23 protein-coding genes and 2 tRNA genes are annotated in these 24,540 nt (G+C 70.4%); 11 read left to right on the plus strand and 14 right to left on the minus strand.

Going from position 1 to position 24,540, the window contains the following annotated elements:
- Positions 1-282 precede the first annotated feature (282 nt).
- The 8 genes from def to ACFUPX_RS36415 form a co-directional block, all read right to left on the minus strand.
- On the minus strand, positions 283-933 hold the full coding sequence (def, locus tag ACFUPX_RS36380) for a peptide deformylase (RefSeq protein WP_383332572.1): 651 nt from the start codon (positions 931-933) through the stop codon (positions 283-285).
- A 64-nt stretch (positions 934-997) separates the two neighbouring features.
- Positions 998-1,978 (minus strand): hypothetical protein, encoded by a 981-nt coding sequence (locus tag ACFUPX_RS36385; RefSeq protein ID WP_351163657.1) that lies wholly within the window; start codon positions 1,976-1,978, stop codon positions 998-1,000.
- A gap of 101 nt (positions 1,979-2,079) precedes the next feature.
- Positions 2,080-3,312 carry an HD-GYP domain-containing protein gene (locus ACFUPX_RS36390; RefSeq protein WP_383332606.1) on the minus strand — a complete coding sequence of 411 codons (1,233 nt, stop codon included), beginning with the start codon at positions 3,310-3,312 and terminating at the stop codon, positions 2,080-2,082.
- 23 nt (positions 3,313-3,335) lie between these two features.
- Positions 3,336-4,691, minus strand: a complete 1,356-nt coding sequence (locus ACFUPX_RS36395) for an HD-GYP domain-containing protein (RefSeq protein ID WP_383332575.1) — start codon at positions 4,689-4,691, stop codon at positions 3,336-3,338.
- Positions 4,692-4,894: 203 nt separating this feature from the next.
- On the minus strand, positions 4,895-5,239 hold the full coding sequence (rsrA, locus tag ACFUPX_RS36400) for a mycothiol system anti-sigma-R factor (RefSeq protein ID WP_383332577.1): 345 nt from the start codon (positions 5,237-5,239) through the stop codon (positions 4,895-4,897).
- Complete coding sequence (locus ACFUPX_RS36405; RefSeq protein ID WP_361833409.1) at positions 5,236-5,916, minus strand: sigma-70 family RNA polymerase sigma factor; 681 nt, start codon at positions 5,914-5,916, stop codon at positions 5,236-5,238. The genes rsrA and ACFUPX_RS36405 overlap by 4 nt, the downstream gene beginning before the upstream one ends.
- Positions 5,917-6,137: 221 nt before the next feature.
- A complete protein-coding gene (locus ACFUPX_RS36410) occupies positions 6,138-6,791 on the minus strand; it encodes an alpha/beta family hydrolase (RefSeq protein ID WP_383332579.1) in 654 nt (217 codons plus the stop codon).
- A gap of 1 nt (position 6,792) precedes the next feature.
- Positions 6,793-7,608, minus strand: a complete 816-nt coding sequence (locus tag ACFUPX_RS36415) for an SOS response-associated peptidase (RefSeq protein ID WP_383332581.1) — start codon at positions 7,606-7,608, stop codon at positions 6,793-6,795.
- 61 nt (positions 7,609-7,669) lie between these two features.
- Between ACFUPX_RS36415 and ACFUPX_RS36420 the strand changes: the two genes are divergently transcribed.
- From ACFUPX_RS36420 to ACFUPX_RS36435, 4 genes are all read left to right on the plus strand, one after another.
- The gene (locus ACFUPX_RS36420; protein ID WP_383332608.1) at positions 7,670-8,392 is read left to right on the plus strand and encodes a M50 family metallopeptidase; all 723 of its coding nucleotides are present in this window, start codon (positions 7,670-7,672) and stop codon (positions 8,390-8,392) included.
- Between the two features lie 44 nt (positions 8,393-8,436).
- The gene (gene aroA, locus ACFUPX_RS36425) at positions 8,437-9,753 is read left to right on the plus strand and encodes a 3-phosphoshikimate 1-carboxyvinyltransferase (protein ID WP_383332583.1); all 1,317 of its coding nucleotides are present in this window, start codon (positions 8,437-8,439) and stop codon (positions 9,751-9,753) included.
- Positions 9,754-9,769: 16 nt separating this feature from the next.
- Entirely contained in the window at positions 9,770-10,783 is a 1,014-nt protein-coding gene (gene rsgA / locus ACFUPX_RS36430; protein WP_383332585.1) for a ribosome small subunit-dependent GTPase A, read from the plus strand.
- Positions 10,784-10,891: 108 nt separating this feature from the next.
- Positions 10,892-11,215, plus strand: coding sequence for a multidrug efflux SMR transporter (locus ACFUPX_RS36435; protein ID WP_344525002.1), 324 nt, complete (start codon positions 10,892-10,894; stop codon positions 11,213-11,215).
- A gap of 13 nt (positions 11,216-11,228) precedes the next feature.
- On the opposite strand, the gene ACFUPX_RS36440 is transcribed toward ACFUPX_RS36435, so the two are convergent.
- On the minus strand, positions 11,229-11,834 hold the full coding sequence (locus ACFUPX_RS36440) for a TetR/AcrR family transcriptional regulator (RefSeq protein ID WP_383332587.1): 606 nt from the start codon (positions 11,832-11,834) through the stop codon (positions 11,229-11,231).
- A gap of 183 nt (positions 11,835-12,017) precedes the next feature.
- Between ACFUPX_RS36440 and hisN the strand changes: the two genes are divergently transcribed.
- On the plus strand, positions 12,018-12,818 hold the full coding sequence (hisN, locus tag ACFUPX_RS36445) for a histidinol-phosphatase (RefSeq protein ID WP_383332589.1): 801 nt from the start codon (positions 12,018-12,020) through the stop codon (positions 12,816-12,818).
- Positions 12,819-12,976: 158 nt separating this feature from the next.
- Complete coding sequence (locus ACFUPX_RS36450; RefSeq protein WP_383332591.1) at positions 12,977-13,375, plus strand: cyclic nucleotide-binding/CBS domain-containing protein; 399 nt, start codon at positions 12,977-12,979, stop codon at positions 13,373-13,375.
- Positions 13,376-13,425: 50 nt separating this feature from the next.
- Here ACFUPX_RS36450 and ACFUPX_RS36455 read toward each other — a convergent pair whose 3' ends face one another.
- Positions 13,426-14,895, minus strand: a complete 1,470-nt coding sequence (locus ACFUPX_RS36455) for a catalase (RefSeq protein WP_383332610.1) — start codon at positions 14,893-14,895, stop codon at positions 13,426-13,428.
- A gap of 179 nt (positions 14,896-15,074) precedes the next feature.
- Between ACFUPX_RS36455 and ACFUPX_RS36460 the strand changes: the two genes are divergently transcribed.
- From ACFUPX_RS36460 to ACFUPX_RS36475, 4 genes are all read left to right on the plus strand, one after another.
- Positions 15,075-15,491: a Fur family transcriptional regulator gene (locus ACFUPX_RS36460; protein WP_383332593.1), complete on the plus strand. Its 417-nt coding sequence runs from the start codon at positions 15,075-15,077 to the stop codon at positions 15,489-15,491.
- Between the two features lie 124 nt (positions 15,492-15,615).
- Entirely contained in the window at positions 15,616-16,410 is a 795-nt protein-coding gene (locus ACFUPX_RS36465; RefSeq protein ID WP_383332595.1) for an ABC transporter ATP-binding protein, read from the plus strand.
- Entirely contained in the window at positions 16,407-17,282 is an 876-nt protein-coding gene (locus ACFUPX_RS36470) for an ABC transporter permease (RefSeq protein WP_383332597.1), read from the plus strand. The genes ACFUPX_RS36465 and ACFUPX_RS36470 overlap by 4 nt, the downstream gene beginning before the upstream one ends.
- Positions 17,283-17,308: 26 nt before the next feature.
- Positions 17,309-18,454: an ABC transporter substrate-binding protein gene (locus tag ACFUPX_RS36475; RefSeq protein ID WP_383332598.1), complete on the plus strand. Its 1,146-nt coding sequence runs from the start codon at positions 17,309-17,311 to the stop codon at positions 18,452-18,454.
- Positions 18,455-18,525: 71 nt separating this feature from the next.
- Here the strand turns inward: ACFUPX_RS36475 and ACFUPX_RS36480 are convergent.
- The 4 genes from ACFUPX_RS36480 to ACFUPX_RS36495 all read right to left on the minus strand — a co-directional run bounded on the left by ACFUPX_RS36480 (position 18,526) and on the right by ACFUPX_RS36495 (position 23,804).
- A tRNA-Met gene (locus tag ACFUPX_RS36480) sits at positions 18,526-18,599 on the minus strand.
- 112 nt (positions 18,600-18,711) lie between these two features.
- Entirely contained in the window at positions 18,712-20,538 is a 1,827-nt protein-coding gene (locus tag ACFUPX_RS36485) for a sel1 repeat family protein (RefSeq protein ID WP_383332600.1), read from the minus strand.
- Positions 20,539-20,758: 220 nt separating this feature from the next.
- Positions 20,759-20,832: transfer RNA gene (locus tag ACFUPX_RS36490), tRNA-Met, on the minus strand.
- Positions 20,833-20,882: 50 nt separating this feature from the next.
- Positions 20,883-23,804, minus strand: coding sequence for a UPF0182 family protein (locus ACFUPX_RS36495; RefSeq protein ID WP_383332612.1), 2,922 nt, complete (start codon positions 23,802-23,804; stop codon positions 20,883-20,885).
- 146 nt (positions 23,805-23,950) lie between these two features.
- On the opposite strand from ACFUPX_RS36495, the gene ACFUPX_RS36500 reads away from it, so the two are divergent.
- Positions 23,951-24,493: a PPA1309 family protein gene (locus tag ACFUPX_RS36500; RefSeq protein WP_383332602.1), complete on the plus strand. Its 543-nt coding sequence runs from the start codon at positions 23,951-23,953 to the stop codon at positions 24,491-24,493.
- Positions 24,494-24,540: the final 47 nt, after the last annotated feature.

The following is a 24,540-nucleotide window of genomic DNA, read 5'->3' on the forward strand; positions in this document are numbered from 1 at the left end:
CCTCCCGCCGTACCGGGCGCGCGCCGTTGCGTATCCCCGCGCTTTCCATTCAGCACCACAACTGACCGTTCAGGGAACAGATTTGCGCCATTCACTACCCCCCAGTGCCGAGAAAATCCCCGTACGTGACTGAATATGGATCATCACAAGCCTGTTTTGCTCGCACAGCTGACCGGTGGCCGACCGGCGCATGCGAACGGCCCCTGTCCGGGAGGGAGTTCCCGAGCAGGGGCCGCAGGTGGCTCGCGGTGCGCGCGTGCCTGGAGTGGATCTGGAGTGGACTCAGTCGTTCGACACGACGGGGTAGCGCGGTGTGCCCTCTTCCATCTGCCGCAGCGCGTCCTTGCGATCACGCTTGGACAGGCGGTCGATGTAGAGGTAGCCGTACAGGTGGTCCGTCTCGTGCTGGAGGCAGCGCGAGAAGTAGCCGGTGCCCCGCACCTTGATGGGGTTGCCCTTCTCGTCCTGGCCGGTCACCTCGGCGTAGTCCGGGCGTGCCAGCTCGGCGTAGGCCGTGGGCACGGAGAGGCAGCCCTCGTTCGACTCGTCCAGCTGGCGCCGGTCGGCGGGCACGTCGCGCAGCACCGGGTTGCAGACCGCGCCGACGTGGCGGCGGCCCTCGTCGTCCAGGCAGTCGTAGACGAAGACCTTCAGGTCGACGCCGATCTGGTTGGCGGCAAGGCCCACGCCCTCGGCGGTCCGCTGGCTGGCGAACATGTCGGCGACGAGCTGCGCGAGCTCGTCGTCGAAGGCGGTGACGTCCTTGCACTCCTTGTGCAGCACAGGGTTGCCGACGACCGTGATGGGCCGGGACGTGCCGCGCTCGCGGTGGGCCGTCTCCCGCTCGTCGCAGTCCTCCGTGTCGATGACGAAGCCCTCGTCGTCGACGGGGAGGACCCCGCCCGAGGCCTGCTGCTCAGTGTCCTGCGCCATTGTCCGACGTACGCCTTCCTGGGAACCCACAAGAGATAGTGCCGGTACAGCCTACGGCCAGGAGTCAGCAGACCTCTTCCAGATCCCGCCAGTCACGGGAGTCCGGGCTGTCCGCGACCCAGCCGTCGAGCAGTCCGCGCACCAGGGCGGCGGGCGCCGCGATGCCGCACTCGCGCTCGGGCACCCACAGGGCGCCGGGGCTGCGGTGGCCCAGCGGTCCTGGATGACCCGGTTCGCTGTGGTCGTGCGGGTCCAGGTGCTCGCCGTCGCCCTCGTCGCTCGGCATGCGGCTCTCGGAGCACATGCGGCACAGCAGCCGCACGGACGACGACCAGTCCTCGGCGGCGAAGCCCGCGTCCGCGGCGAGCTTCTCCAGGGCGTCCCGGTCGTCCTCGGTGGCGGCCTCCAGGAGGACCACCCAGGTCGGGACCGGTGACGGCGCCCACAGCTCGATCTCGTCGAAGACGGGATACGAGTCGCCCGCCCCCGTCGTCCGCTCGCCGTGCGGGACGCCGTCGTGCAGCACGACCTCGCCCCAGCGGCGCCCGGACGAGGGCAGCGGAATGGAGAGCACCTCGATCCGCGCGGGGTCCAGCCTGCGCCCCCACACGACCTCGGCCTCACCCTCGGGCGAGAGCCGCACGGCGGCGCTGCCCAGGTCCATGCCGGTGGGCTCACCGGAGGCGGCCACACCGCCGGGCACCTTCAGGCCGTACGCCTGCCAGGCGCGCCGGGCGAGGGGCCAGTCCTGCAACGCGGTGGCGGCGATGCCCACGTTCCACCAGTCGGGGGCTCCCGCCGACCGGTCGAGCAGCGCGACGGCCCGCAGACCCGCGGCCCGCGCCTGCTCCCAGTCGTGCCGGAACTTGTGGAGCAGCGCGAGGTTGAACCAGGACTCCGAGAGCCACGGCTCCAGATCCGCCGCACGGGTAAGGAGCGCGCCCGCGTCCTCGTACCGCCCGTCGCCGATCAGCGTGAAGGCGCGGTCGGTGGCCTGCCGCCATGAGGCGGAGGGCCGGTGCCGTCCCTTGCCGAAGATCCTCACGATTCCCGCCTGCCGGTCCTTGAGTCCTGCGTTCCGATGTGCCCTGAGGGCCTCTTTGCATCCAACCACGTACGGTCGGACGGCCGCTCATTACCCATGGGTTACCCAGCCGACGGCAAGCTATGACCGCCTCGCGCGAGCACCCGGGCCAGGGCTTCCACGACTTCGGGCTGGTAGTCGCGGCCGGTGCCCAGCCGCAGCCGCTCCAGGGCGTTGAGAGGGCCTCCAGGACCTTCTCCCCTGGCCATCTCGTCGTACGCGTTGGCGGCGCGGACGATACGGGCGGTGAGGGGCTGGTCGCGGTACGGGTCGGCCTGCCGCTCCACGACCACGGCGACGTCGCCGTTCACCCCCGTCTGACGCACGACGGCGCCCCCGAGCAGGGCGATCCGCCGCTGTTCGGCGTCCGGCAGGGCCGCGGTGGCGCCCGCGGGCACGGGGTCCAGGAGGGAGAGCTGCCCGATGTCGTGCATCAGGGCCGCGTACTCCAGGACGGCGAGGTCCGGCGCGGAGAGCCCCAGCTCACGCCCGACGGCCCTGCTGAGCCCGGCCACGCGGCGGGCGTGGCCCTGCGGGGTGTATCCGGCGATCTCGGTGGACCGGGCGAGCGAGGTGATGGTCTGCCGGTAGGTGGTCCGCACCGCCGCGTACCGCCCGAACGACAGCTGGGTCAGGAGCAGCGGCAGGCTGAACACCGGCAGCGCCCAGAGCCCCGCCACGGCCACCGCGAGCGCCATGACGGCCCCGGTGGCGCAGACGGCGGACCCGATGCCGAGCATGGCCCGCAGCTCGTCGCGCAGGAGCGGTCCGAAGGGCCAGCGGGTCCGGGCGTGGGCCATGGCCGCGGCGAGCACGGCGTCGCACAGGGCGGTCAGGACCAGCAGCGCCGCTATGACGACGGCGAAGGCGGGCCCCTGCCCCACCCACTCCCCCAACTTGCCCGCGTTGTAGAGCGGTTGGAAGCACGCGGCGGCGAACCCGACGGTCAGCACCCGCCGGGCCACGTGATCGAGGGCGGGCCCCCTGCCGAGCGCCACGTGCGGCACGGCCCCGACGAGCGCCGCCGCGACGACGACGGCGATCACCTGGAACGCCCCGTGGTGCGTGGTCCGCCCCCCGACCTCTCCGAGCAGCGCGTACGCGAGCGCCCCCGCGGCCCCGAGCGGCGCGGGCTCCCGGTCGCTGCCCCCTGCCCCCCACCGGGCCAGCTCCCCCACGGCGACAAGCCCCCCGAAGGCCAGCGCGACCCCGCCTTCGGCCACGCCGTGCCAGAGGGTCCAGCCGAGGGCGAGGAGGGTGAGGACGCCGGCGGCGCCGTACACGAACACCGTCACCGTCGTGGGCAGGCGTTCGGCGCTCACCGCGCTCCCGCCCCGGGCACCGGCTCCGCGGGAACACCGGACGCTCCGTTCCGGGGGAACGGCACCGAGGCGACGTCGGCTGTCACCTCCGGATGCCACCCGTGCCGATCAAGAGCCCGCCGCAACGCGGCAACCATCACGGGATCGAACTGCGCCCCCGCGCACCGGGACAGCTCGGCCACAGCGGCGGCGACGGGCCGTCCCCGCCGGTAGGACCGCGTGGACGTCATCGCGTCGAACGCGTCCGCGACCGCCACCACCCGCGCGAACTCAGGGATCTGCCGCCCCACGAGCCCGTAGGGGTACCCGCTCCCGTCGATCCGCTCGTGGTGGTGCAGGATCGCCGCCCGCGCCTCCCCCAGGAAGCCGATCCCGCGCACCATCTCGTGCCCGTACTCGGGATGCAGTTCGATGATCCGCCGCTCCTGCGGGGTCAGCGGCCCGTCCTTGCGCAGCAGCCGGGTCGGTACGCCGAGTTTGCCGACGTCGTGCAGGATCCCGGCGAACCGCAGGCTCTCCACCCGCTCGTCCGTCATGCCGAGCTCCCGCGCGATCATCACGGAGGCCCGGCCGACGCGCTCGCTGTGCCCGCGGGTGTAGCGGTCCTTGATGTCGACGGCCTGCACGAGCGCCCGGATCGTGGCCTGGTGGGCGGCGCGCTCGCGGTGGTACTGCGCGAAGACCCAGCAGGAGACCCCCATCGGAAGCAGCACGAGGAGAGCCGCGAGCGGCCCGTACGGACTGCGCCACAGGACGGCCATCATCAGACCGGCGAGGCCGTGCACGGCGACCGGCGCGAACGACCGCAGGAAGAGCCCCCGCCACGCGGTCCGCACCGGCACCCGTTCCGCGGTGGCCAGGATGCCGCCGTCCAGGACGGTCAGTACGAAGGAGAAGGCGAGGACGGCCGCTCCGGCGGGCGCGAGGGCGTACGGAAAGTCGGGCGCGGCCACCGCCTCGCGCCCGCCGAGCGCTCCGTGCACCCACGCCGAGGCGCAGGCGGCCAGGGCGATCTGAGCCGCGCGCCAGACCTTACGCACCCACCTGGGGCGTCGCTCGACGCGGGCGAGCAGCGCGCCGGGCACCGCGACGAGCGCGGCGGCAGCGGGCGGCACCAGGAAGACGGCGGCGAGCAGCACGGGGAAGAAGGTCCCCAGGCCACCCGGGGGCGCCCCCGCGCGGCGGCCGATGACACGGCACCGCGAGACCTGCTCGCACCCGGCATAGAGCGCGCCGAGCAGCACGACCGCGCCCCACGGCGTGCGCGAGGTCAGCGCGGGCGCGGCGCAGGCGGCGCCGGCGAGGACGACGCACAGGATGTAGGCGCGCGCCCACGGAGCGATGGACCGCATGGCACTGTCTCCTCCCCCGATGGCTTCGCAGGCTCCCCCGTGACCGTCCCCAGAGGCCACGTTCCAAGGTCCGGAGACTAGAACGGCTACCCCCCGCTCCGAGCCCCCCTCGCGGAAATTGGCACGTATGAGTGATGGTGGGCATGAAAAAGCAGGCCGTGACGGATTCCGTCACGGCCTGCCCCTGTTCAACTTCCGGAAGCTCAGGCCTCCTTGGCCCGCAGGCCCTTGGCCGAGACGCCGCCCTCGGCGGTCACCGTCTCCACCGTCACGTCGTGCTCGGGCACGGCCTCGCCCGAGCGGATCAGATCGATGCGTCCCATGACCTTGGCGCGCAGGTCGGTGGGGACGTCGTCCTGGCCGCAGCAGCGCTTCACCAGCTTCTTGACGGCCTGCTCAAGGCCGTACTTCTCCAGGCACGGGGAGCACTCCTCGAAGTGCGTCTCGAACTTGGTGCAGTCGCTGTCCGGCATCTCGTGGTCCAGGAACTCATAGAGATGGTCCAGGACTTCACTGCAATCCGTCTCGTGCGGCTCTCCGCAGCTCATGAGCCTGAGCCTTTCGCTTCGTTCGACGACTCTGACGCGGCGCCGGCGGGGACGAGGCCGCGGTCACGGGCGTAGTCCTCGAGCATGCCGCGCAGTTGGCGACGGCCGCGGTGCAACCGGGACATCACCGTACCGATGGGTGTCCCCATAATGTCCGCGATCTCCTTGTACGCAAAGCCCTCTACATCGGCCAGATAGACGGCGATGCGGAATTCCTCGGGGATCGCCTGCAGGGCGGACTTCACGTCCGAGTCCGGCAGGTGATCGAGCGCCTGCGACTCGGCCGAGCGCAGACCTGTGGACATGTGCGACTCGGCGCGCGCGAGCTGCCAGTCCTCGATCTCCTCGGCGGCGCTGCGCTGGGGCTCGCGCTGCTTCTTGCGGTACGAGTTGATGAACGTGTTGGTGAGGATGCGGTACAGCCACGCCTTGAGGTTGGTGCCCTCACGGAACTGGTGGAACGACGCGTACGCCTTGGCGTAGGTCTCCTGCACCAGGTCCTCCGCGTCCGCCGGGTTGCGCGTCATGCGCAGCGCCGCCGAGTACATCTGGTCGAGGAAGCCCAAGGCGTCCCGCTCGAAGCGGGCGGTGCGCTCCGCCGACGTCTCAGCGCCTCCGTCGGGTCGCTCCGCCTGGCCGTTCTCGGCCCCTGCGTCGGTCCCAGTGACCGGACCCACCTCCTCCAAAGACGTGGTGAGACCGAATGCAGTCCCACTCGAATCGGAGGATAGACGACGATCCGGTCCCGCCGCCGCCCGAATAGGAGCGGTCTTGGGCGCGCTCAGCACCGTCCATTCCAGGTCAGAGGCGCTGGAGCGGGCCGGGCAGATGGTCGAACCCATGCGGCGGACTTCCTCTCGTACGAACAGCGTTTAGCGTCTGTTCGGCACAACAGAGGTCATGCAGCCAACATTCCCGTCCACCGGATGACTCCATCCGTGATGAGCGTCATGGCATCGGCCTCGGTGAGGTCGGCGCGTTTGGGCGTCTTGAAGCTGTGGTCGCCGAAAGGCACCTCTAGGAGTTCGTACGTCCCTTCGGGGAACTCGGCGGGCTTTCCGAAGGGGTCGTTGCCTCCCTGGACGACCAGGGTGGGCACACCGGCGCCGAGCAGCTCGTCCGCGCGCGACTTCTCGGGCTTGCCCGGCGGGTGCAGGGGGAAGCTGAGGGCGAGTACGGCGGCGGCGCCGAGCTCCGTGGCGGTGCGGCACGCGACGCGGGCGCCTGCGCTGCGGCCGCCCGCGATCACCGGGAGGCCGGGCTTCGCCACGGCGGGCCACAGGCCGCGCCAGCCCACGTCAAGCGTCTTCGGGGCGGGCGCCAGCTTCTTGCCCGCCACCCGCCAGGGCTGCTCCACCAGGGCTACGGTCACGCCGTGCGCGGGCAGGGCCGCGGCGACGGCCTGGAGGTCGCGGGCCTCGATGCCGCCGCCCGCGCCGTGGCTGACGGCCAGCACCATGCGGGCCTTGCCCTTCGGGGCGGGGTGCCACGTGATGCGTGCCTCACCCGCGTCGGTCTCGACGGTCTCGCTCTTGATCTCGCTCTTGGTCACGTCAGAAGAGTGTGCCTTCCTCGGGGCCCTCCAGCTCCGTAAGCAGCTCCGGCCCGTTGTTGCGTACGTTGCTGACCGCCGTCGACACCGGGTAGGCCCGCATCAGGCCGTGCGGCGGCGGTTCCAGGAGCGTGCGCAGGTCCTCGGGGTCCGTGCGCGAGGGATCGAGCCACGCGTCCCAGCGGTCCGGGGTCAGCATCAGGGGCATCCGGGGGTGGATGTCGGCCAGCGAGCGCGGGCCCTCCTCGGGACCGACCGCCAGGGGCGAGCTCTCCGCCTCCGTGGTGATCACCGTGCACGTCACCCACCAGGCCAGGGGGTGCTCGTCGGGGAGCGTCTTGTCGCGCCAGAACTCGTAGAGCCCCGCCATCGCGAAGACCGAGCCGTCGGCGGGCGTCACGAAGTACGGCTGCTTGCGGGGGCGCTTCTTCTTGCCCTCGACCTCCAGGTCCCGCTCGCCGGGCGCGGTGACCCACTCGTAGTAGCCGTCGGCCGGGATGACGCAGCGGCGGGAGGTGAAGGCCTTGCGGTACGAGGGCTTCTCGTGGACGGTCTCGGCGCGGGCGTTGATCATCCGGGCGCCGCCCTCGGGCGTCTTGGCCCAGGAGGGCACGAGGCCCCACTTCAGCGTGCGCAGCTGACGAACCGGAGCCGGGTCATCGGCGTCTTTCAGTGGACGGTCCAGGACCGCGTAGACCTCCTTGGTGGGGGCCACGTTGAAATCGGGGGCCAGCGCCTCCTCCGGCTCCCACTTCTCGATCTCAAAGACCCCTGCGAGATCCTCGGGCCTACGACTCGATGCATACCGTCCGCACATACGTGCCAGACTGCCAGACCCCGTACGACCAGAGGAGCCGGTCCAGACAATGGCACGAGCAATGGAAAGCATGGCGAACGCCAGCCTGACCGACCTCTGGGACCGGGTCTTCGGCACACAGTCCGCCCCCGACGAGTGGCTCGTGATCATCACCGGCCTCGTCGCGCTCGCCGTCGTCATCCCGCACGGCGTCTGGCGGATAGCCCGCAACGCGATCACCATCGCGCACGAGGGCGGCCACGGCCTGGTCGCCCTGCTCACCGGGCGCCGCCTCGACGGCATCCGGCTGCACTCCGACACCAGCGGCCTCACCGTCTCGCGCGGCAAGCCCACCGGCCTCGGCATGATCCTCACCGCGGCCTCGGGCTACACCGCGCCGCCGCTGCTCGGCCTCGGCGGCGCCGCGCTGCTCGCCGCCGGACACATCACGGCGTTCCTGTGGCTCGCGACGGCCCTGCTCATCGTGATGCTGGTCATGATCCGGAACGCGTACGGCGCCCTCACCGTGATCATCACCGGCGGCACCTTCCTGCTCGTCTCCTGGCTCACCAGCTCGCAGGTGCAGGCGGCTTTCGCGTACGCGGTGGTGTGGTTCCTGCTCCTCGGAGGCGTACGTCCCGCCTTCGAGCTGCAGTCCAAGCGCAGGCGCGGCGGCGCGGGCGACTCGGACGCGGACCAGCTGTCCCGGCTCACGCACGTGCCCGCGGGGATGTGGCTCTTCCTCTTCCACGCCGTCTCACTGTGCTCACTGATAGGCGGCGGGCGCTGGCTGCTCGGCCTCTGAGCAGCGCCGACTGCGCCGTCACCGTGAGCCACTAAAGTGAGGGCATGACCGTAAACCCAGCGCACAGCACCCTCTGGCCAGCCCCGCACGCGAGCGGAGCCGTCGCCGCGACGGTCCATGTACCCGGGTCCAAATCGGTCACCAACCGCGGCCTCGTCCTCGCCGCCCTCGCCGCCGAGCCCGGCTGGCTGCGCCGGCCGCTGCGCTCGCGCGACACCCTGCTGATGGCGGGCGCCCTGCGCGCGCTGGGCGTCGGCATCGAGGAAGGCGTGGGTCCGGACGGCTCCGGTGAGGCCTGGCGGATCATCCCCTCCGGTCTGCAGGGTCCCGCCACGGTCGACGTGGGCAACGCGGGCACGGTCATGCGGTTCCTGCCCCCGGTCGCCACCCTCGCCGACGGCGCGATCCGCTTCGACGGCGATCCCCGTTCCTACGAGCGTCCGCTGAACGGCGTGATCGACGCCCTGCGCGCGCTCGGCGCCCGTATCGACGACGACAGCCGCGGCGCGCTCCCGCTGACCGTGCACGGCGGCGGCGCCCTGGACGGCGGCACGGTCGAGATCGACGCCTCCTCCTCCTCGCAGTTCGTGAGCGCCCTGCTGCTCTCGGGCCCGCGTTTCAACCAGGGTGTCGAGGTGCGCCACACCGGCTCCGCCCTGCCCTCCATGCCGCACATCCGGATGACCGTCGACATGCTCCGCGCGGTCGGCGCCCAGGTGGACACCCCCGAGTCGGGCGGCGAGCCCAACGTGTGGCGGGTCACCCCCGGCGCGCTCCTCGGCCGTGACCTGACCGTCGAGCCCGACCTCTCCAACGCCCAGCCGTTCCTGGCCGCCGCGCTGGTGACCGGCGGCCGGGTGACCGTCCCGGACTGGCCCGCGCACACCACGCAGCCCGGCGACAAGCTGCGGGAGATCTTCACCGAGATGGGCGGTTCCTGCGAACTGACCGCCCAGGGGCTCGTGTTCACCGGCTCCGGCTCGATCCACGGCATCGACGTGGACCTGAGCGAGGTCGGCGAGCTCACCCCCGGCATCGCGGCCGTCGCGGCCCTCGCGGACTCCCCCTCGACCCTGCGCGGCGTCGCCCACCTGCGGCTGCACGAGACGGACCGCCTCGCGGCCCTCACCAAGGAGATCAACGAACTCGGCGGCGACGTCACCGAGACCGCCGACGGCCTGCACATCCGGCCGCGCCGCCTGCACGGCGGGATCTTCCACACGTACGACGACCACCGCATGGCCACCGCGGGCGCCATCATCGGTCTGGCGGTGGAGGGCGTGCAGATCGAGAATGTCGCGACGACGGCGAAGACGCTGCCCGACTTCCCCGACCTCTGGACCGGAATGCTCGGGAACTGACGGGCGGACCCAGGACATGCGCCGTTACGGAAAGAACCCCGACGAGGACGACATCCGCGTCCGCCCCAACCGCAAGGGCAACCGCCCGCGCACTCACATCAGGCCCAAGCACGAGGACGCCTCCGACGGCATGGTCCTCACCGTCGACCGGGGCCGCCTGACCGTCCTGGTCGACGACCGGATCGTGCTGGCCATGAAGGCCCGCGAACTGGGCCGCAAGGCAGCCGTGGTGGGCGACCGGGTCTCGCTCGTCGGTGATCTCTCCGGCAAGAAGGACACCCTCGCGCGCATCGTGCGCATCTCACCGCGTACGTCGGTCCTGCGGCGCACGGCCGACGACGACGACCCCTACGAGCGGGTGGTCGTCGCCAACGCCGACCAGCTGGCCATCGTCACCGCCCTCGCCGATCCGGAGCCGCGCACGCGCCTGATCGACCGCTGCATCGTGGCGGCGTACGACGGCGGTCTCACACCGCTCCTCGTCCTGACCAAGTCCGACCTGGCGTCGCCCGACAAGATCCTGGAGACCTACTCCACGCTCGACATGCCCTATGTCGTCACCAGCCGCGAGGAGTTCACCGACGGCGCGGAGCTCGCCCGGGTGCACGAGGTGCTCGACGGCAAGGTCACCGCGTTCGTCGGCCACTCAGGGGTGGGCAAGACGACGCTGGTCAACGCCCTGGTCCCGGAGGAGCAGCGGCGCAGCACCGGGCACGTCAACGCCGTCACCGGCCGCGGCCGGCACACCACCGTGTCGGCGCTCGCGCTGCCCCTGGCGGGTTCGACGGGCGGATGGGTGATCGACACGCCCGGCGTGCGCTCCTTCGGCCTGCATCACGTCGACCCCTCCCGCGTCATCCTCGCCTTCCCCGACCTGGTGCCGGGGACGGAGGGCTGCCCGCGCGCGTGCAGCCACGACGAGGCGGACTGCGCGCTCGACGCGTGGGTGGCCCAGGGTCACGCGGACCCGCAGCGGCTCTACTCACTGCGCAGGCTCCTCGCCACCCGTGAGCGACGCGAGGAAGACTGACCTGGGCGTTGTTTGCGCCGGGGGCCGAGCGGCAAGGGCATAATCGCACCAAGCCTGATCCAAGCCAGGCGAAGCGGTCACCGAACGTACGGCCCGGGAGGCAGAAACATGGCGTGGCTGCTGGTCATCGTCGCGGGGTTCCTGGAGACCGGTTTCGCGGTCTGCCTCAAGCTCTCGCACGGCTTCACCCGGCTCTGGCCGACGATCACCTTCGCGGCCTTCGCCCTCGGCAGCTTCGGCCTGCTCACGCTCGCGCTGCGCAAGCTCGACGTGGGTCCCGCGTACGCGGTCTGGACGGGCATCGGCGCCGCGGGCACCGCGATCTACGGAATGATCTTCCTCGGCGACGTGGTCTCCACCCTCAAGATCGTCTCCATCTCGCTGGTGATCGCAGGCGTCATCGGCCTGCAGCTCTCGGGCTCCGCCCACTGAGCCCGCACCGGCCTCAGGCGCCGGTCCAGTGTCCGAGGACGCCGCGCACCAGCTCCACCGGATCCTCCCCCGCGGGCGAGGGCGCGACGACGTACGAAAGCGCCATCCGCACGGCGCTCTCGCAGGCCATGGCCAGCTCTTCGGTGTCCTTCGGGCGCGCTCTGCCGTTCAGGGCGTTCACCGCCTTGTCCCGGACGAGGGCGAGCAGTTCGGCGGGCGAGGGGACGCCCGCGTCCGCACGCCGCTGCGCCGGTACGGGTGACGCGGAGGCGCCTGGCCTGCTCGGCGCGGGCAGGCGTTCGCTCCAGCAGCCGGTGAGCATGGCCCGCGTGAGCTCGCTCCCGCGCGCGGCGGTGATCGTCCACGCGCTCACCGCGGCGAGCCGGTCCACCGGATCGCCCGCCACGGCCAACGCGCGCTCCACGCCGTGCAGATACGCGTCGGTCTCGCGTCGGAGCAGGGCGCGCGCGAGGCCGTCCTTGCTGCCGAACTCGTTGTAGAGGGTCTGCCGGGACACTCCGGCGGTGGCCGCGACATCGACCATGCGTACGCCTGGCCACGCTCGGCGTGCGAGCGCGGTACCGGCCGCGTCCAGTAAGGATTCCCGTGCCGCAGGCATCGTCGCCTCCCGGGGGCCGAAGCGGCTCTGCGGCCAGAGTTGACGTGCTCGGGAGCCGTGTCAATAGTCCTGGCGAGTCCTGGCGAGTCCCGGCACGACCTCGCACGGTATGCGTCATGTCCCGGAATGGCCCGGACATACGGCGCTGTGGCTCAGCCACAACGAGATCGATACTGTTCACTCATGCCCGACTACCACGATGATCTGCGTCTTGCCCACGTCCTCGCGGACACCGCCGACGCCGCGACGATGGACCGGTTCAAGGCCCTCGACCTCAAGGTCGAGACCAAGCCGGACATGACGCCGGTGAGCGAGGCGGACAAAACGGCCGAGGAGCTGATCCGGTCGAACCTGAAGCGGGGCCGGCCGCGCGACGCGATCCTGGGCGAGGAGTTCGGCGTGGAGGGCACGGGCCCCCGCCGCTGGGTGATCGACCCGATCGACGGCACCAAGAACTACGTGCGCGGGGTGCCGGTCTGGGCCACGCTCATCTCCCTGATGGAGGCGGGCGAGGGCGGATTCCAGCCGGTGGTGGGTGTCGTGTCGGCGCCCGCGCTCGGCCGGCGCTGGTGGGCGGCGAAGGGCGGCGGCGCGTACACCGGGCGCAGCCTGACCTCCGCGACGCGACTCAAGGCCTCCAAAGTCTCGCGGCTCCAGGACGCGTCCTTCGCGTACTCCTCGCTCTCGGGCTGGGAGGAGCAGGGTCGCCTCGACGGGTTCATGGACCTCACGCGGGCGGTCTGGCGCACCCGTGGCTATGGCGACTTCTGGCCGTACATGATGGTCGCCGAGGGCTCGATCGACATCTGCGCTGAGCCCGAGCTCTCGCTCTGGGACATGGCGGCGACCGCGATCATCGTGACCGAGGCGGGCGGCACCTTCACCGGGCTCGACGGCGCTCCCGGCCCGCACAGCGGCAACGCGGCGGCGTCGAACGGCCTGCTCCACGACGAGCTGCTCGGCTACCTCAACCAGCGCTACTGAGGCGCACGCACCCCCGCGCGTTCCTGGCCCGCACGCCCTGAACCGGCAGCACGCGCCCCCTTGTTGATGACCCGCATGGCTGCGACTCTGAGAGTCCCCCCACTTGTGAACTTGTGAATCGCTTCTCTTGCGGTCCACTCAGGAGGTGGCTCAAGCCCATGCTCGTCCGCGACGCCATGAGCACGATGGTCCTCACCATCGGTCCCGCCCACACGCTGCGCCAGGCGGCCAGGCTGATGTCGACGCGCCGCGTCGGCGCGGCCGTCGTCCTCGACGCCGACACCGGCCTAGGCATTCTGACCGAGCGCGACGTCCTCATCTCGGTGGGCCTCGGACAGGACCCCGACACCGAGACCGCAGGCACCCACACCACGACCGAAGTCGTCTTCGCCAGCCCGTCCTGGACCCTGGAGGAAGCCGCCGACGCCATGTCGCACGGCGGCTTCCGGCACCTGATCGTCCTTGAGGACAACGAACCCGCGGGCATCGTCTCGGTCCGCGACATCATCCGCTGCTGGGCACCGAGCAGGAACCGCGTACCGACGCTCACCGGGTGAACGAAAGGCGGGCCGGACCCCCCAAGGGACCCGGCCCGCCTGTTCTCCCCTCAGCCGCGAAGGGCCTGGACCGCGGCTTCGAGGCGCTTGCCGAAGTCACCGTCCGCCTGACGGAAGTTGTTGATCGCGCGCTCGGCGATGTCGTCGCGCGAGACGCCCGCGATGTTGCCCGCGAGGTTCTCGATCAGACGCGCCTTCTCGTCCTCGGACATGTTGCGGTAGAGGTTGCCCGCCTGCACGAAGTCGTTGTCCTCGGCGTGCGAGGGGGCTTCGTGGTTGCCCGTGCCACCCGAGACGGGGGTGGTCACCCAGAGGGGCCGGTCCGTCTGGAAGGGGCCGCCGAAGGAGTTCGGCTCGTAGTTCTTCGTGCCCTTGTGGCGGCCGTCGTACAGCGCGCCGTCACGGGAGTTGGTGCGCGCCTCGGTGGCGTGCGGGCGGTTCACCGGCAGGTGGTCGGCGTTGATGCCGACGCGGTAGCGGTGGGCGTCGCCGTACGCGAAGAGGCGGCCCTGGAGCATCTTGTCCGGGGACGGGCCGATGCCGGGAACGAAGTGCGCGGGCGAGAAGATGCTCTGCTCGACCTCCGCGAAGATGTTCTCCGGGTTCCGGTTGAGCTCCAGCTTGCCGATCTCGATCGGCGGGTAGTCCTCGTGCGGCCACACCTTGGTGAGGTCGAACGGGTTGAAGCGGTACGTCGACGCTTCGGCCGCCGGCATGATCTGCACCTGCACGGTCCAGGACGGGAACTCGCCGCGCTCGATGGCCTCACGCAGGTCGCGCTGGTGGGAGTCCGGGTCCATGCCGGACATCTGGTTGGCGTCCTCGGTGGTGAGGTTCTTGATCCCCTGGTCGGTCTTGAAGTGGTACTTGACCCAGAAGACCTCACCGGCCTCGTTGTTCCACTGGAACGTGTGCGAGCCGTAGCCGTTCATGTGGCGCAGCGTCGCCGGGATGCCGCGGTCGCCGAAGAGCCAGGTGACCTGGTGGGTCGACTCGGGGCTCAGGCCCCAGAAGTCCCACACGTTGTCGGCTTCCTGCGAGCCCGTGTACGGGTCGCGCTTCTGCGTGTGGATGAAGTCGGGGAACTTGATGGCGTCCTTGATGAAGAAGACGGGGGTGTTGTTCCCGACCAGGTCGTAGTTCCCCTCCTCCGTGTAGAACTTCAGCGCGAAGCCGCGGGGGTCGCGCACGGCGTCGGCGGAGCCGAGGTTGCCGGCGACGGTGGAGAACCGGAGGAAGGTCTCCGTCTGCTTGCCGACCTCGGAGAGGAACTTCGCACGCGTCCACTGCGACACGTCACGGGTCAGCGTGAACGTGCCGTACGCACCGGCGCCGCGGGCGTGGACGATGCGCTCCGGGATGCGCTCGCGGTTGAAGTGCGCGAGCTTCTCAAGCAGCGCCTGGTCCTGGACGAGCACCGGACCGCCGACACCAGCGGTCTCGCTGTTCTGGTTGTCGGCGACCGGCGCGCCGGCCTCCGTGGTGAGCGGTCCCTGCGTCACGTGCGCCTCCTGCGTCATTTCCTGCAAGTCCTGTCCTTCGGCGATTGCCCTTGGCGGTTGCCCGTGGCGGTTGCCATCGGCGTACACCCTTGGCTTCCGCCGAACCCGATCCTACGATGGACTTTGTCTAAGTCAAGTAAACATCCAAAGTCACACCTCGTCGGGACTTAGGTTCCTCGCCTGCTAGGCTGGTTCTCATGAGCGACCTGTTGGAACGACTGCGCGGACGCGGTTGGCGCATGACCGCACAGCGGCGCGTCGTCGCCGAGGTCCTCGACGGGGATCACGTACACCTGACCGCGGACGAGGTGCACTCCCGCGCGGTGAACAAACTGCCCGAGATCTCCCGGGCGACGGTCTACAACACCCTGGGCGAGCTGGTGACCCTCGGCGAGGTCCTCGAGGTGTCGACGGACCGCAGGGCCAAGCGGTACGACCCGAACGCCCACCGCCCCCACCAGCACCTGGTGTGCGCGCAGTGCGGCACGATCCGCGACGTCCACCCCACGGGCAACCCGCTGTCCAGCCTCCCCGACTCGGAACGCTTCGGCTTCACGGTCGAGGGCGCGGACGTCACCTACAGGGGTACGTGCCCCAGCTGCGCGGCGGCGTAGCACTTCTTCCGCGTGGTCTGCGGGGAGCGGCGAGTCCCTGCCAGGCGCACCCCTTCCGGAATCTGACGGTGCGTCATATGGTCGGCGGCGCCCAATGTCCGCCTGCCCTCCGCAAGGAGACCCCGTGGGAGACCCGCACCCCAAACTAGAAGCCCACGCAGTAACAAGAACCTTCGGCCGCGGCCCCAAGGCCGTGCACGCCCTTGGCCCCGTGGACCTGGAGATGGCTCCAGGCGAATTCACCTGCATCGTCGGCCCCTCAGGCTGCGGAAAATCAACCCTGCTCCGCATAGCCGCGGGCCTCCTGCGCCCCAGCCAGGGGGAGTTGAAGATCCGCACCGCGGACCCGCGCCCCGCCGCGATGATCTTCCAGGACTACGGCATCTACGACTGGAAGACCGTCCAGGCCAACGTCCGCTTCGGCCTGGACATCCAGAAGGTCCCCCGCCGCGAGGCGGACACGAGGGCCAAGGACTGGCTGACCCGCCTCGGCCTGGCCGACTTCGCCGACGCCTACCCCGCCACCCTCTCCGGCGGCATGCGCCAACGCGTGGCCATCGCCCGCGCCCTGGCCGTGGAGCCCGAGATCCTCCTGATGGACGAGCCGTTCGCGGCCCTGGACGCCCAGCTCCGCACCATCCTCCAGGACGAGCTCCTCGACCTCACCCAGACCACCCGCACCACCACCCTCTTCATCACCCACAGCCTCGAAGAGGCGATCGTGCTCGGCGACCGCGTCCTGGTCATGTCCGCGCGGCCGGGCCGCATCATCGCCGAACACCGCCCGCCGTTCCCCAGGCCCCGCACCGGCGACGTACGAGCGACTCCCGAATTCACGGCCCTGAAGGGCGAGTTGTGGGATCTGCTGCGCGGCGAGGTGGTCCGCGAGGACGCCAAGGACGAGGCGGCCGTGGCATGACGACGACCACCCCGCGCAAAGCGGCCACCCCCGAGGACGGCCTGCTCGTCCGCAGGCCCGGACCCCAGGAGCTGCACCCCGCCCGCACCCACCGCAGGCGCCGCACCCTGGAGATCGGCCTCGCCGTCGCCGTCCCCCTGGCCCTGGTCCTCCTGTGGCAACTGGCCGCCACCCAGGCCTGGATCGACGACCGCGTCTACCCCGCTCCCCAGACCATCCTGGAGGACGGCTGGCAGCGCGCGGCGGACGGCGACCTGTGGCCGGACGTATGGGCCACGCTCAAGCGCGTGCTCGGCGGCTACGCGATCGGCACGGTCGCCGGTTACGCGCTCGGCCTCCTCATGGGCTCGCTCTCCCTGGTGCGCGCCGCGCTCGAACCACTCCTGGACGCGCTGTACGTCGTACCGAAGCTGGCCCTGCTGCCCGTCTTCCTGAACATGTTCGGCCTCGGGGAGGGCCCGCAGATCGCGCTCGTGGCGGCCACCGTCTTCTTCTTCGTATGGATCTCCACGATGGCGGCGGTGCTCGCCGTGCCCTCCGGCCATCGCGACGCGGGCCAGGTCTTCGGCGCGTCGCCGTGGCAGATGTTCCGCCACGTCCTGCTGCCCGCCTCGCTGCCCGCCGTGCTCGTCGGCGCGCGGATCGCGGCGGGCGTCGCGGTCCTGGTGATCGTCGCTTCGGAGCAGATCGCGGCGTCGAACGGCCTGGGGCATCTGATCTTCGACTCCCGGGCGCTGTTCCAGAACGACGTGATGTTCGTCGGCATCGTCTGCGTCGCCGTACTCGGCGTCGTCTTCTCCGAACTGGTGCGGATCGCGGGCCGGTTGCTCACTCCCTGGGCCCCGCGCGACCGCGGTAGAAGCCAGTCATGATCCCCTCGCATGCGTACGGAGGCTCCATGCACACCCGCACCCGGTTTTCCGCCCTGGCCCTCCTTGTCGCCGGCTCGCTGCTCGCCGCCGCGGGCTGCGCGAAGGAGGACGACGCCACGGACCCGGCGGCGCCCGCGAAGCCCCGCACCGTCAAGGCCGTCCCCGGCTGCGGCAAGGGAAGCTGGACGGACCCGTCCGACCTCGCCGAGAACCGCGCGCCCGCCCGCTGCGACAAGGGCAGCCCGGCCCCGCGCCGGCTGTCCAAGGAGCGCAGCCTCACCATCGCCACCGGCACGCTGAGCGCCGAGTACGTCGCGCCTCTCCAAATGGCCGTGGCGAAGGGCGAGTTCAAGAAGGAGGGCCTGGACGTCAACCTCAAGGTGCTCCCGACCCCCGACGCCCTCCCGCTCCTCGCCAAGGGAGACATCGACGCCCAGTGGGCGGCCCCCGAGGCCGCCGTCATGAACGGCATCACCGGCGGATTCACCATCAAGTGGGCGGCCGGCAACTTCTCCCCCGGCCCCGGATCCAAGAGCGGCCTGTGGGTGAAACTGAAGAAGGGCGAGAGCGCGGGCCACGTCCCGATGGCGGGCCGGAAGCTCGGCACCATGATCGGCAAGGGCTCGGTCATCTCGTACCCCATGGGAAAGACCCTGAAGAAGCACGGCGGCGGCCTCGACAAGATCCAGTTCCAGCAGCTGGGTTCGGCGGACGTCCTGACCGCCCTCCAGAACGGCGGCACCGACTCCGCCTGGCTGCTCGACCCGGTCTGGCGCAAAGTCGACGGCGACAAGCAGTACGCGTTCCTCGGCGGCCAGCCCCAGGGCGAACCGCTCGGCGGCCTGCTGTTCGGCCCCAACCTCCTGACGGAGGACCCGGACGCGGGGGTCGCGCTCCTGCGCGCGTACATCAGGACCGTGAACACGTACTTCGCCGGTGACTACAAGGCGGACAAGGCCTTCGTGAGCGAGCTGGCGAAGCTCCTGAAGACCGACGAGGCGGTCCTGAAGTCGACTCCGTCGCTGCGCATGGACTGGGAGATCAGGTCGGGGACCACCGACCGGCTCCAGGCCGCGTACGAGGCGGCGGGTGTCGCCAAGGGCGAGAAGGTTCCGGAGGACAAGGCGGTGGACCGCAGGCTGTACGAGGAGGCGGTGGGCCACAAGCGGTAGCCGCTCACCGAAGCCGAGCCTGAACGCACCAGAGGCCGGGAAGCTAATGCTTCCCGGCCTCTGGTCTTTAGTAGCGGGGACAGGATTTGAACCTGCGACCTCTGGGTTATGAGCCCAGCGAGCTACCGAGCTGCTCCACCCCGCGCCGTTGTGTTGTAAGCGTATGTCAACGCCTACGACCAGCGCAAATCCGTTCCGCGCCCCCGCTGTGGGCAGGCATTGCGCAGGCCGCGGGTGGGCACGGGCGCCGGCAGGAGCTAAGCGGTCAGCTCCTGCTGAAGGGCTTCACGGAGTCGAGCCGCCCGCTCGGAAACCTCAGCAGGGCCGAGCTCCACCGCACGCGAAGCCCACCGCTGTCCCTCGACCAGCTGCCCGCGCCGAGCGTAGAGCAGCGCGAGCCGCAGCGCGGCCCGCCCGTGTCCCGCGTCGGCGGCCCGGGTCCACCAGAGCGCGGCCTCGGGCTCACTGCCCTCACGCGCGAGCAGCAGCCCCAGGTTGAACGCCCCGTTCCGGCTGCCCGCGTCCGCCGCCAGGCGGTACCACCGGGCGGCCTCCACGACGTCCCCGCGCCCCGCGGCCAGCATCCCGACCCGGACCTGCGCACGCCGGTGCCCCTGCTCGGCGGCCCGCTCGTACCACTCCTCGCACTCGGTCTTCTCGGCTGCGGGCTCCCCGAGCGCGGGCGGACCCGCGGGGGGCCGCCGCGCGTCGAGCACGGTGCCGAGGCGGTAGGCGGCCTCCGCACTGCCGCCGCCCGCCGCGCACCGCAGATGCCGCTCGGCGTCCTGCTCGTCGCCCTCACGCAGCCGCGCGGTGCCGACCTGGAGCGCGGCCTCGGTGTGCCCGGCGGCCGCCGCACGCTCGTACCAGGGCAGGGCGGAGCCCTCGTCGTCACGGGACGCGTACAGAATCCCGAGGTTGAAGGCCGCGTCCACGCTGCCCGCCTCTGCGGCCTTGGAGAACCACGGCTCGGCGCCCGCCGCGTCGCCGCCCTGGAGCAGCAGCACGGCAAGCGCGTTGGCGGCCTCGCGGTGACCGGCGTACGCGGCACGCCGATACCACTGGTCGGCCTGCGCGGTCCGCCCCTGCTCGGCGCAGAGCAGGCCGAGGTTGTACGCGCCGTTCACGTCGCCCGCGTCCATGGCGGCGCGATACCACCGCTCGGCGGTCTGGGTCTCGCCGCGCTCGGCGTGCAGCGCGCCCAGGGCGTTCGCGGCGTTCCCGTCGCCGTCCTGGGCCGCTTTCAGCCACCAGACGGCGGCGCTCTCCTCGTCGCCCGCGTCACGCAGCAGGAAGCCGAGGGCGCAGGCGGCCCGCGCCTCCCCGTCCTTCGCGGAGTTCAGGTACCAGCGCCCCGCCTCCTTCAGCTCGCCGCGCTGCTCCAGGATCGCGCCGAGGTGCAGCGCGGCCCGCCGGTGACCGCGCGCGGCGGCCTGGCGGTACCACTGCTCGGCCTCGGCCTCGGCGGAACGTGCCCCTTTGGCCTTGATGTCCGCCTTGGCGGCGGCTCCGACGTCTCCGCGCTCGGCCGTGGCCCGCCGGTCCAGAGCGCGCGCGATGCGGTAGGCGGCCTCGCGGTGGCCGCGCTCGGCGGACGCGCGCATCCAGCGCTCGGCGCCGACGTCACCGCGGTGCTCCAGAAGGTCGGCGAGGGCGTACGCGCCCAGGGCGTGGCCCTGCTCGGCGGACTGCCGCAGCCAGTACTCGGCGGCGGGCTCGTCGCCGCGCTCGCGGTGGTGGCGCCCGAGCGCGTGCGCGGCCGCCGCGGAACCCGCGACGGCGGCGACCCGCCACCATCCGGCGGCCTCATCGGCGTACCCGCGCTGGTGAAGGAGGACTCCGAGGTTGTTGGCCGCGGCGCGGTCGCCCTCGGCGGTCGCGGCGCGCAGCAGGGATTCGGCCCCGTCGAGATCACCGCGGCGCAGCAGAAGGCTTCCGAGGACGCTCATCGCGTCGACGTCTCCGGCCTCGGCGGCCAGCCGATGGCGCATCTCCTCGGCGGCCGCCCCGGGATCCTCCCGGTCGGCCGGCTGCACAAACCGCCCTGTCTCCAACAGAGTTGCCTTGTCCCCCATAACGTCCATCGTCGCACCACCTGCAACCTGGGTACACCTGGTATACCGCAGCCAGTGAGGTCACTTCAGCGTTTTGTCGACATGCCCACAGAGAGATAAGTCAAACACAGATTTCCCAACTCCCCTCGGGCGGCGCACCGTTCGCACAGACCAGCGCATGCCGCCACGGACCCCACGCACACACGACGAAGGCCCGGATCCGATAAGGATCCGGGCCTTCGCCTACTAGTAGCGGGGACAGGATTTGAACCTGCGACCTCTGGGTTATGAGCCCAGCGAGCTACCGAGCTGCTCCACCCCGCGCCGTTGTGTTCAAACCGTACCACGGCGCGGAGGGGGTGTTTCGCAGCTGGTCAGCCGCCCTTCTTGTCGCCGTTCTTGTCCTCGCTCTTGTCGGCGTTCTTGTCGCCCTTCTTGTCCGCCGCGGCCTGCGCGTCCTCGGCTCGCTGGAGGGCGTCCTCCAGCTTCTCCTGGGCTTCTCCGTAGGCCTTCCAGTCGCCGTCCTTCAGGGCCGTCTGCCCGTCCTCGAACGCCGTCTGGGCGTCGTCGAGGGCAGCCTGCACCGTCGGGTCGTTCGTCTTGGGCGGCTCGGCGGGCTCGTCCGTGTCGCCCTCGTCGGCCGGTGGCTTGGTGGTCCCCTCGGCGCCGAAGACCTGGTTGAGGCCGTCGCTCAGGGAGTCCGCGAACGCGGTCTCCGTGCCGTAGGACACCGCGACCTTCTTCAGGAGCGGATACGCCGATTTACGTCCCTGGACGTACACGGGCTCGACGTAGAGGAACCCGTCGTCCAGTGGCACGGTCAGCAGGTTTCCGTAGAGGACGTCGGAGTCGGCGCCCTTCATGTCCCGGACGAAGTTGCCGACCTCCGTCATCGAGTTCAGCTTGTTCTGGACCTGTTCCGGGCCGTCCACGTCGCCCGTGACTCTCAGCAGCTTCATGGTGCCGAAGTTCTTGCTTCTTGCGTCGGCGTCGACCGTCATGAAGGCTCGTAGGTTGGGGCGCCCGCTCGGGGTGAACGTCGTCGTCAGCGAGAACTGCTGCTGTGCCTGACCCGGTGCCTTCATGGACAGGTAGTACGGCGGAACCGCGCTGTTGTCCTTCTTGGTCGGGTCGTTCGGCACCTGCCACGCGTCACTCGCGTTGTAGAACTGGCCCGGGTCCGTGACGTGGTAGAGCGTCAGGAGCTCGCGCTGCACCTTGAACATGTCCTGGGGGTAGCGCAGGTGGTCCATCAGGGCCTTGGGGATCTCACCCTTGTCCTTGACGGTGTCCGGGAACGCCTTCTTCCAGGTCTTGAGGACCGGGTCCTTGTCGTCCCAGGTGTAGAGCTTGACCTCACCCGTGTACGCGTCGACGGTCGCCTTCACCGAGTTGCGGATGTAGTTGACCTGGTTCTGCTGGGCCACCACCGCGCGCGCGTCGTCCGACTCGGAGAGCGAGTCGGCCGTCGTGTCGCCGAGCGTGGTCCGCGAGGCGTACGGATAGCCGTTGCTCGTCGTGTACGCGTCGACGACCCACTGGATCTTGCCGTCGACCACCGTCGGATACGTGTCGCCGTCGATGGTCAGCCAGGGAGCCACCGACTCGACGCGCTCCTTGGGCGTGCGGTTGTAGAGGATCCGCGAGCCCTCGCCGATCGCGCCCGAGTACAGCATCTGCGGTTCGCCGAAGGACACGGCGTACGCGGCGCGGTTGATCGGGTTCGAGAGGTTGACCCCGCTGTCGCCCTTGTAGCTGTAGGTCTTCTGACCGCCGCCGTCCTCCTCGTAGTCGAGCTCCTTCTGGGGCCCGCCCACGATCGAGTACTGGGTGGTCTTCTCTCCGTAGTAGATCCGCTGCTGGTACGGGCCGAGGTTGCCGGTGGTCGGCAGGCCGGACTCCGTGAAGTCCGGGGCGCCCTTGGAGCCCTTCTTCGTCTCCGTGCCCTTGGCGGTGACCATGCCGTAGCCGTGGGTGTAGGCGAAGTGGTCGTTGATCCAGTTGCGCTTGTCGAGCTTGTCGAGGCTCAGCTCACGCAGACCGACGATGGTGTCCTGGCCGTTGTAGCGGTCCACGTCCAGGGTCTTGGGGAAGCGGTAGTACTCGCGCTCCTGCTCCAGCTGCTGGAACGTCGGCGAGACGATGTTCGGGTCGTTCAGCCGGTAGTTGGCCGCCGAGTCCGCGTCGTCGCGCTTCTTCTTGGGGTCCTCGTCGGCCTTGCCGGCGCCCTTGTAGTCCTCGGGCTTCACACCGCTGATGCCGTACGCGTTGCGCGTGGCCTCGATGTTCTTCTCGATGTACGGCGCTTCCTTGGCCTGCTCGTTCGGCTGGACCTGGAACTTCTGCACGATGGCCGGGTACAGACCGCCGATGAGGATGGCGGAGAGGACCATCAGACCGAAGCCGATGACCGGCAGCTGCCAGGTGCGGCGCCACAGCGTCCCGAAGAAGAGCAGCGCGCAGATGACGGCGATGCAGAACAGGATGGTCTTCGCCGGCAGGTACGCGTTCGCGTCCACGTAGCGAAGGCCCGTCCAGTCGCCGGTCGCCTTGAAGTCACTGGACTTCACCGCGAGGCCGTACCGGTCGAGCCAGTACGCCACGGCCTTGAGCGTCACGAAGACGCCCAGGAGCACCGACAGGTGGCCCGTCGAGGCCGCCGTGGCCCGCGCGCCGGGGCTGGTGATGCGCAGCCCGCCGTACAGGTAGTGGGTGAGGGCCGCGGCGATCAGCGAGAGCACCGTGGCCGCGAAGCCGAAGCCCAGCAGGAAGCGGTACCAGGGAAGGTCGAACGCGAAGAACGACACGTCCAGGTGGAACTGCGGGTCCTTCTGACCGAAGGAGACGCCGTTCACCCAGAGCAGCCATGTGCGCCACTGCCCCGCGGCCGACGCGCCCGCGATGAGGCCGACGAGCGTGGCGATGCCGAGCAGCAGCCACTTCTTGTACGGCGCGATGCTCATGCGGTACCGGTCGAGGGACTGCTGCTCCATCGACATGGCGCTCAGCGGCGGGCGCAGCCGGTGCGCCAGCCAGATGTTCAAGCCGACCGCGGCCGCCATGAGGAGGCCGAAGACGAAGAACAGGCCGATCTTGGTCCACAGGGTCGTCGTGAAGACCGACGAATAGTTGACCGAGCGGTACCAGAGCCAGTCCGTCCAGAACCCCGCGAACATGACGAACACCATGGCGAGTACAGCCAGGATGCCCAGTGTCATGAGCAGGGTCCGGACGCGACGGGACGGTCGGCCCACTCTGATCCGTGGCCCCGTCGGGCCTCCGCCGCGGTCCGGCATCTGGAAAGCCAAGGTGCGCACCTCGAAGTTCGATGTTGATTCTGTTGATCCGTCAGGGTCCTTTGATCGTGGACCCACACCTATGCAACTTACTCACGCTTTACTCGGTTCCCGTTTTGCGGGACTAACGAGGCAGGATTGTGACCATGTCCAACACTCCCATGGCAGCGAGCCCCCTCACCCGTGCCGTGCTCGAGATCGATGAGTACGCGTCCGGCCTCGGCTGGGACCAGCCCGCACGCCTCTTCGCGCTCGTCGACACGGCGCGACTGCGCACCCAAGAACCCGGTCTGGCCACCCAGCTGGGCCTCGACGACTCCCCCGAAGAAACCGCACTGACCCCCATCGAGCAGGAGGAGATCCCGGCGGGCAAGCCGCTGGACGAGTTCCTCGGCACCATCGCCTGGCCGGACGCCGTGGTGGGCTGCGCCCTCACGGTGGAGCGCCTGATGCTGCCGCCGTCCGCGGAGACGTCCGTACCCGAAGGGCTGGGCGAGGCGCAGCTCGCGAAGTGGGTCGCGCGGCACCCCGACCGCCAGGAGGTCCGCATGACGGTCGCCGTGCTCCGTGACGGTGCGCGCGACTCGGCCCTGCGGCTGCGCGAGAAGGACTCGCCGACCGAGGTCCTCACGGGGTCCGACCTGGTCCCGGGGCTCGCGGAGGCGCTGGCGGCCACGTTCGCCGACTGACGTTCCCCGTACGCGGGTGGGGGCGCTCCTCGGGGCGCCCCCACCCG

Origin of the sequence: Streptomyces sp. NPDC057302 (genome assembly GCF_042667685.1) — a bacterium.
In the GTDB taxonomy this organism is placed as follows: Bacteria; Actinomycetota; Actinomycetes; order Streptomycetales; family Streptomycetaceae; genus Streptomyces.

Coding starts and splice junctions, on each gene's coding strand:
- def (WP_383332572.1), bottom strand. CDS start 933: ATGGCGCAGGACACTGAGCAGCAGGCCTCGGGCGGGGTCCTCCCCGTC.
- ACFUPX_RS36395 (WP_383332575.1), bottom strand. CDS start 4,691: ATGCGGTCCATCGCTCCGTGGGCGCGCGCCTACATCCTGTGCGTCGTC.
- rsrA (WP_383332577.1), bottom strand. CDS start 5,239: ATGAGCTGCGGAGAGCCGCACGAGACGGATTGCAGTGAAGTCCTGGAC.
- ACFUPX_RS36415 (WP_383332581.1), bottom strand. CDS start 7,608: ATGTGCGGACGGTATGCATCGAGTCGTAGGCCCGAGGATCTCGCAGGG.
- ACFUPX_RS36420 (WP_383332608.1), top strand. CDS start 7,670: ATGGAAAGCATGGCGAACGCCAGCCTGACCGACCTCTGGGACCGGGTC.
- aroA (WP_383332583.1), top strand. CDS start 8,437: ATGACCGTAAACCCAGCGCACAGCACCCTCTGGCCAGCCCCGCACGCG.
- rsgA (WP_383332585.1), top strand. CDS start 9,770: ATGCGCCGTTACGGAAAGAACCCCGACGAGGACGACATCCGCGTCCGC.
- ACFUPX_RS36435 (WP_344525002.1), top strand. CDS start 10,892: ATGGCGTGGCTGCTGGTCATCGTCGCGGGGTTCCTGGAGACCGGTTTC.
- ACFUPX_RS36440 (WP_383332587.1), bottom strand. CDS start 11,834: ATGCCTGCGGCACGGGAATCCTTACTGGACGCGGCCGGTACCGCGCTC.
- hisN (WP_383332589.1), top strand. CDS start 12,018: ATGCCCGACTACCACGATGATCTGCGTCTTGCCCACGTCCTCGCGGAC.
- ACFUPX_RS36450 (WP_383332591.1), top strand. CDS start 12,977: ATGCTCGTCCGCGACGCCATGAGCACGATGGTCCTCACCATCGGTCCC.
- ACFUPX_RS36455 (WP_383332610.1), bottom strand. CDS start 14,895: ATGACGCAGGAGGCGCACGTGACGCAGGGACCGCTCACCACGGAGGCC.
- ACFUPX_RS36460 (WP_383332593.1), top strand. CDS start 15,075: ATGAGCGACCTGTTGGAACGACTGCGCGGACGCGGTTGGCGCATGACC.
- ACFUPX_RS36470 (WP_383332597.1), top strand. CDS start 16,407: ATGACGACGACCACCCCGCGCAAAGCGGCCACCCCCGAGGACGGCCTG.
- ACFUPX_RS36475 (WP_383332598.1), top strand. CDS start 17,309: ATGCACACCCGCACCCGGTTTTCCGCCCTGGCCCTCCTTGTCGCCGGC.
- ACFUPX_RS36485 (WP_383332600.1), bottom strand. CDS start 20,538: ATGGACGTTATGGGGGACAAGGCAACTCTGTTGGAGACAGGGCGGTTT.
- ACFUPX_RS36495 (WP_383332612.1), bottom strand. CDS start 23,804: ATGCCGGACCGCGGCGGAGGCCCGACGGGGCCACGGATCAGAGTGGGC.
- ACFUPX_RS36500 (WP_383332602.1), top strand. CDS start 23,951: ATGTCCAACACTCCCATGGCAGCGAGCCCCCTCACCCGTGCCGTGCTC.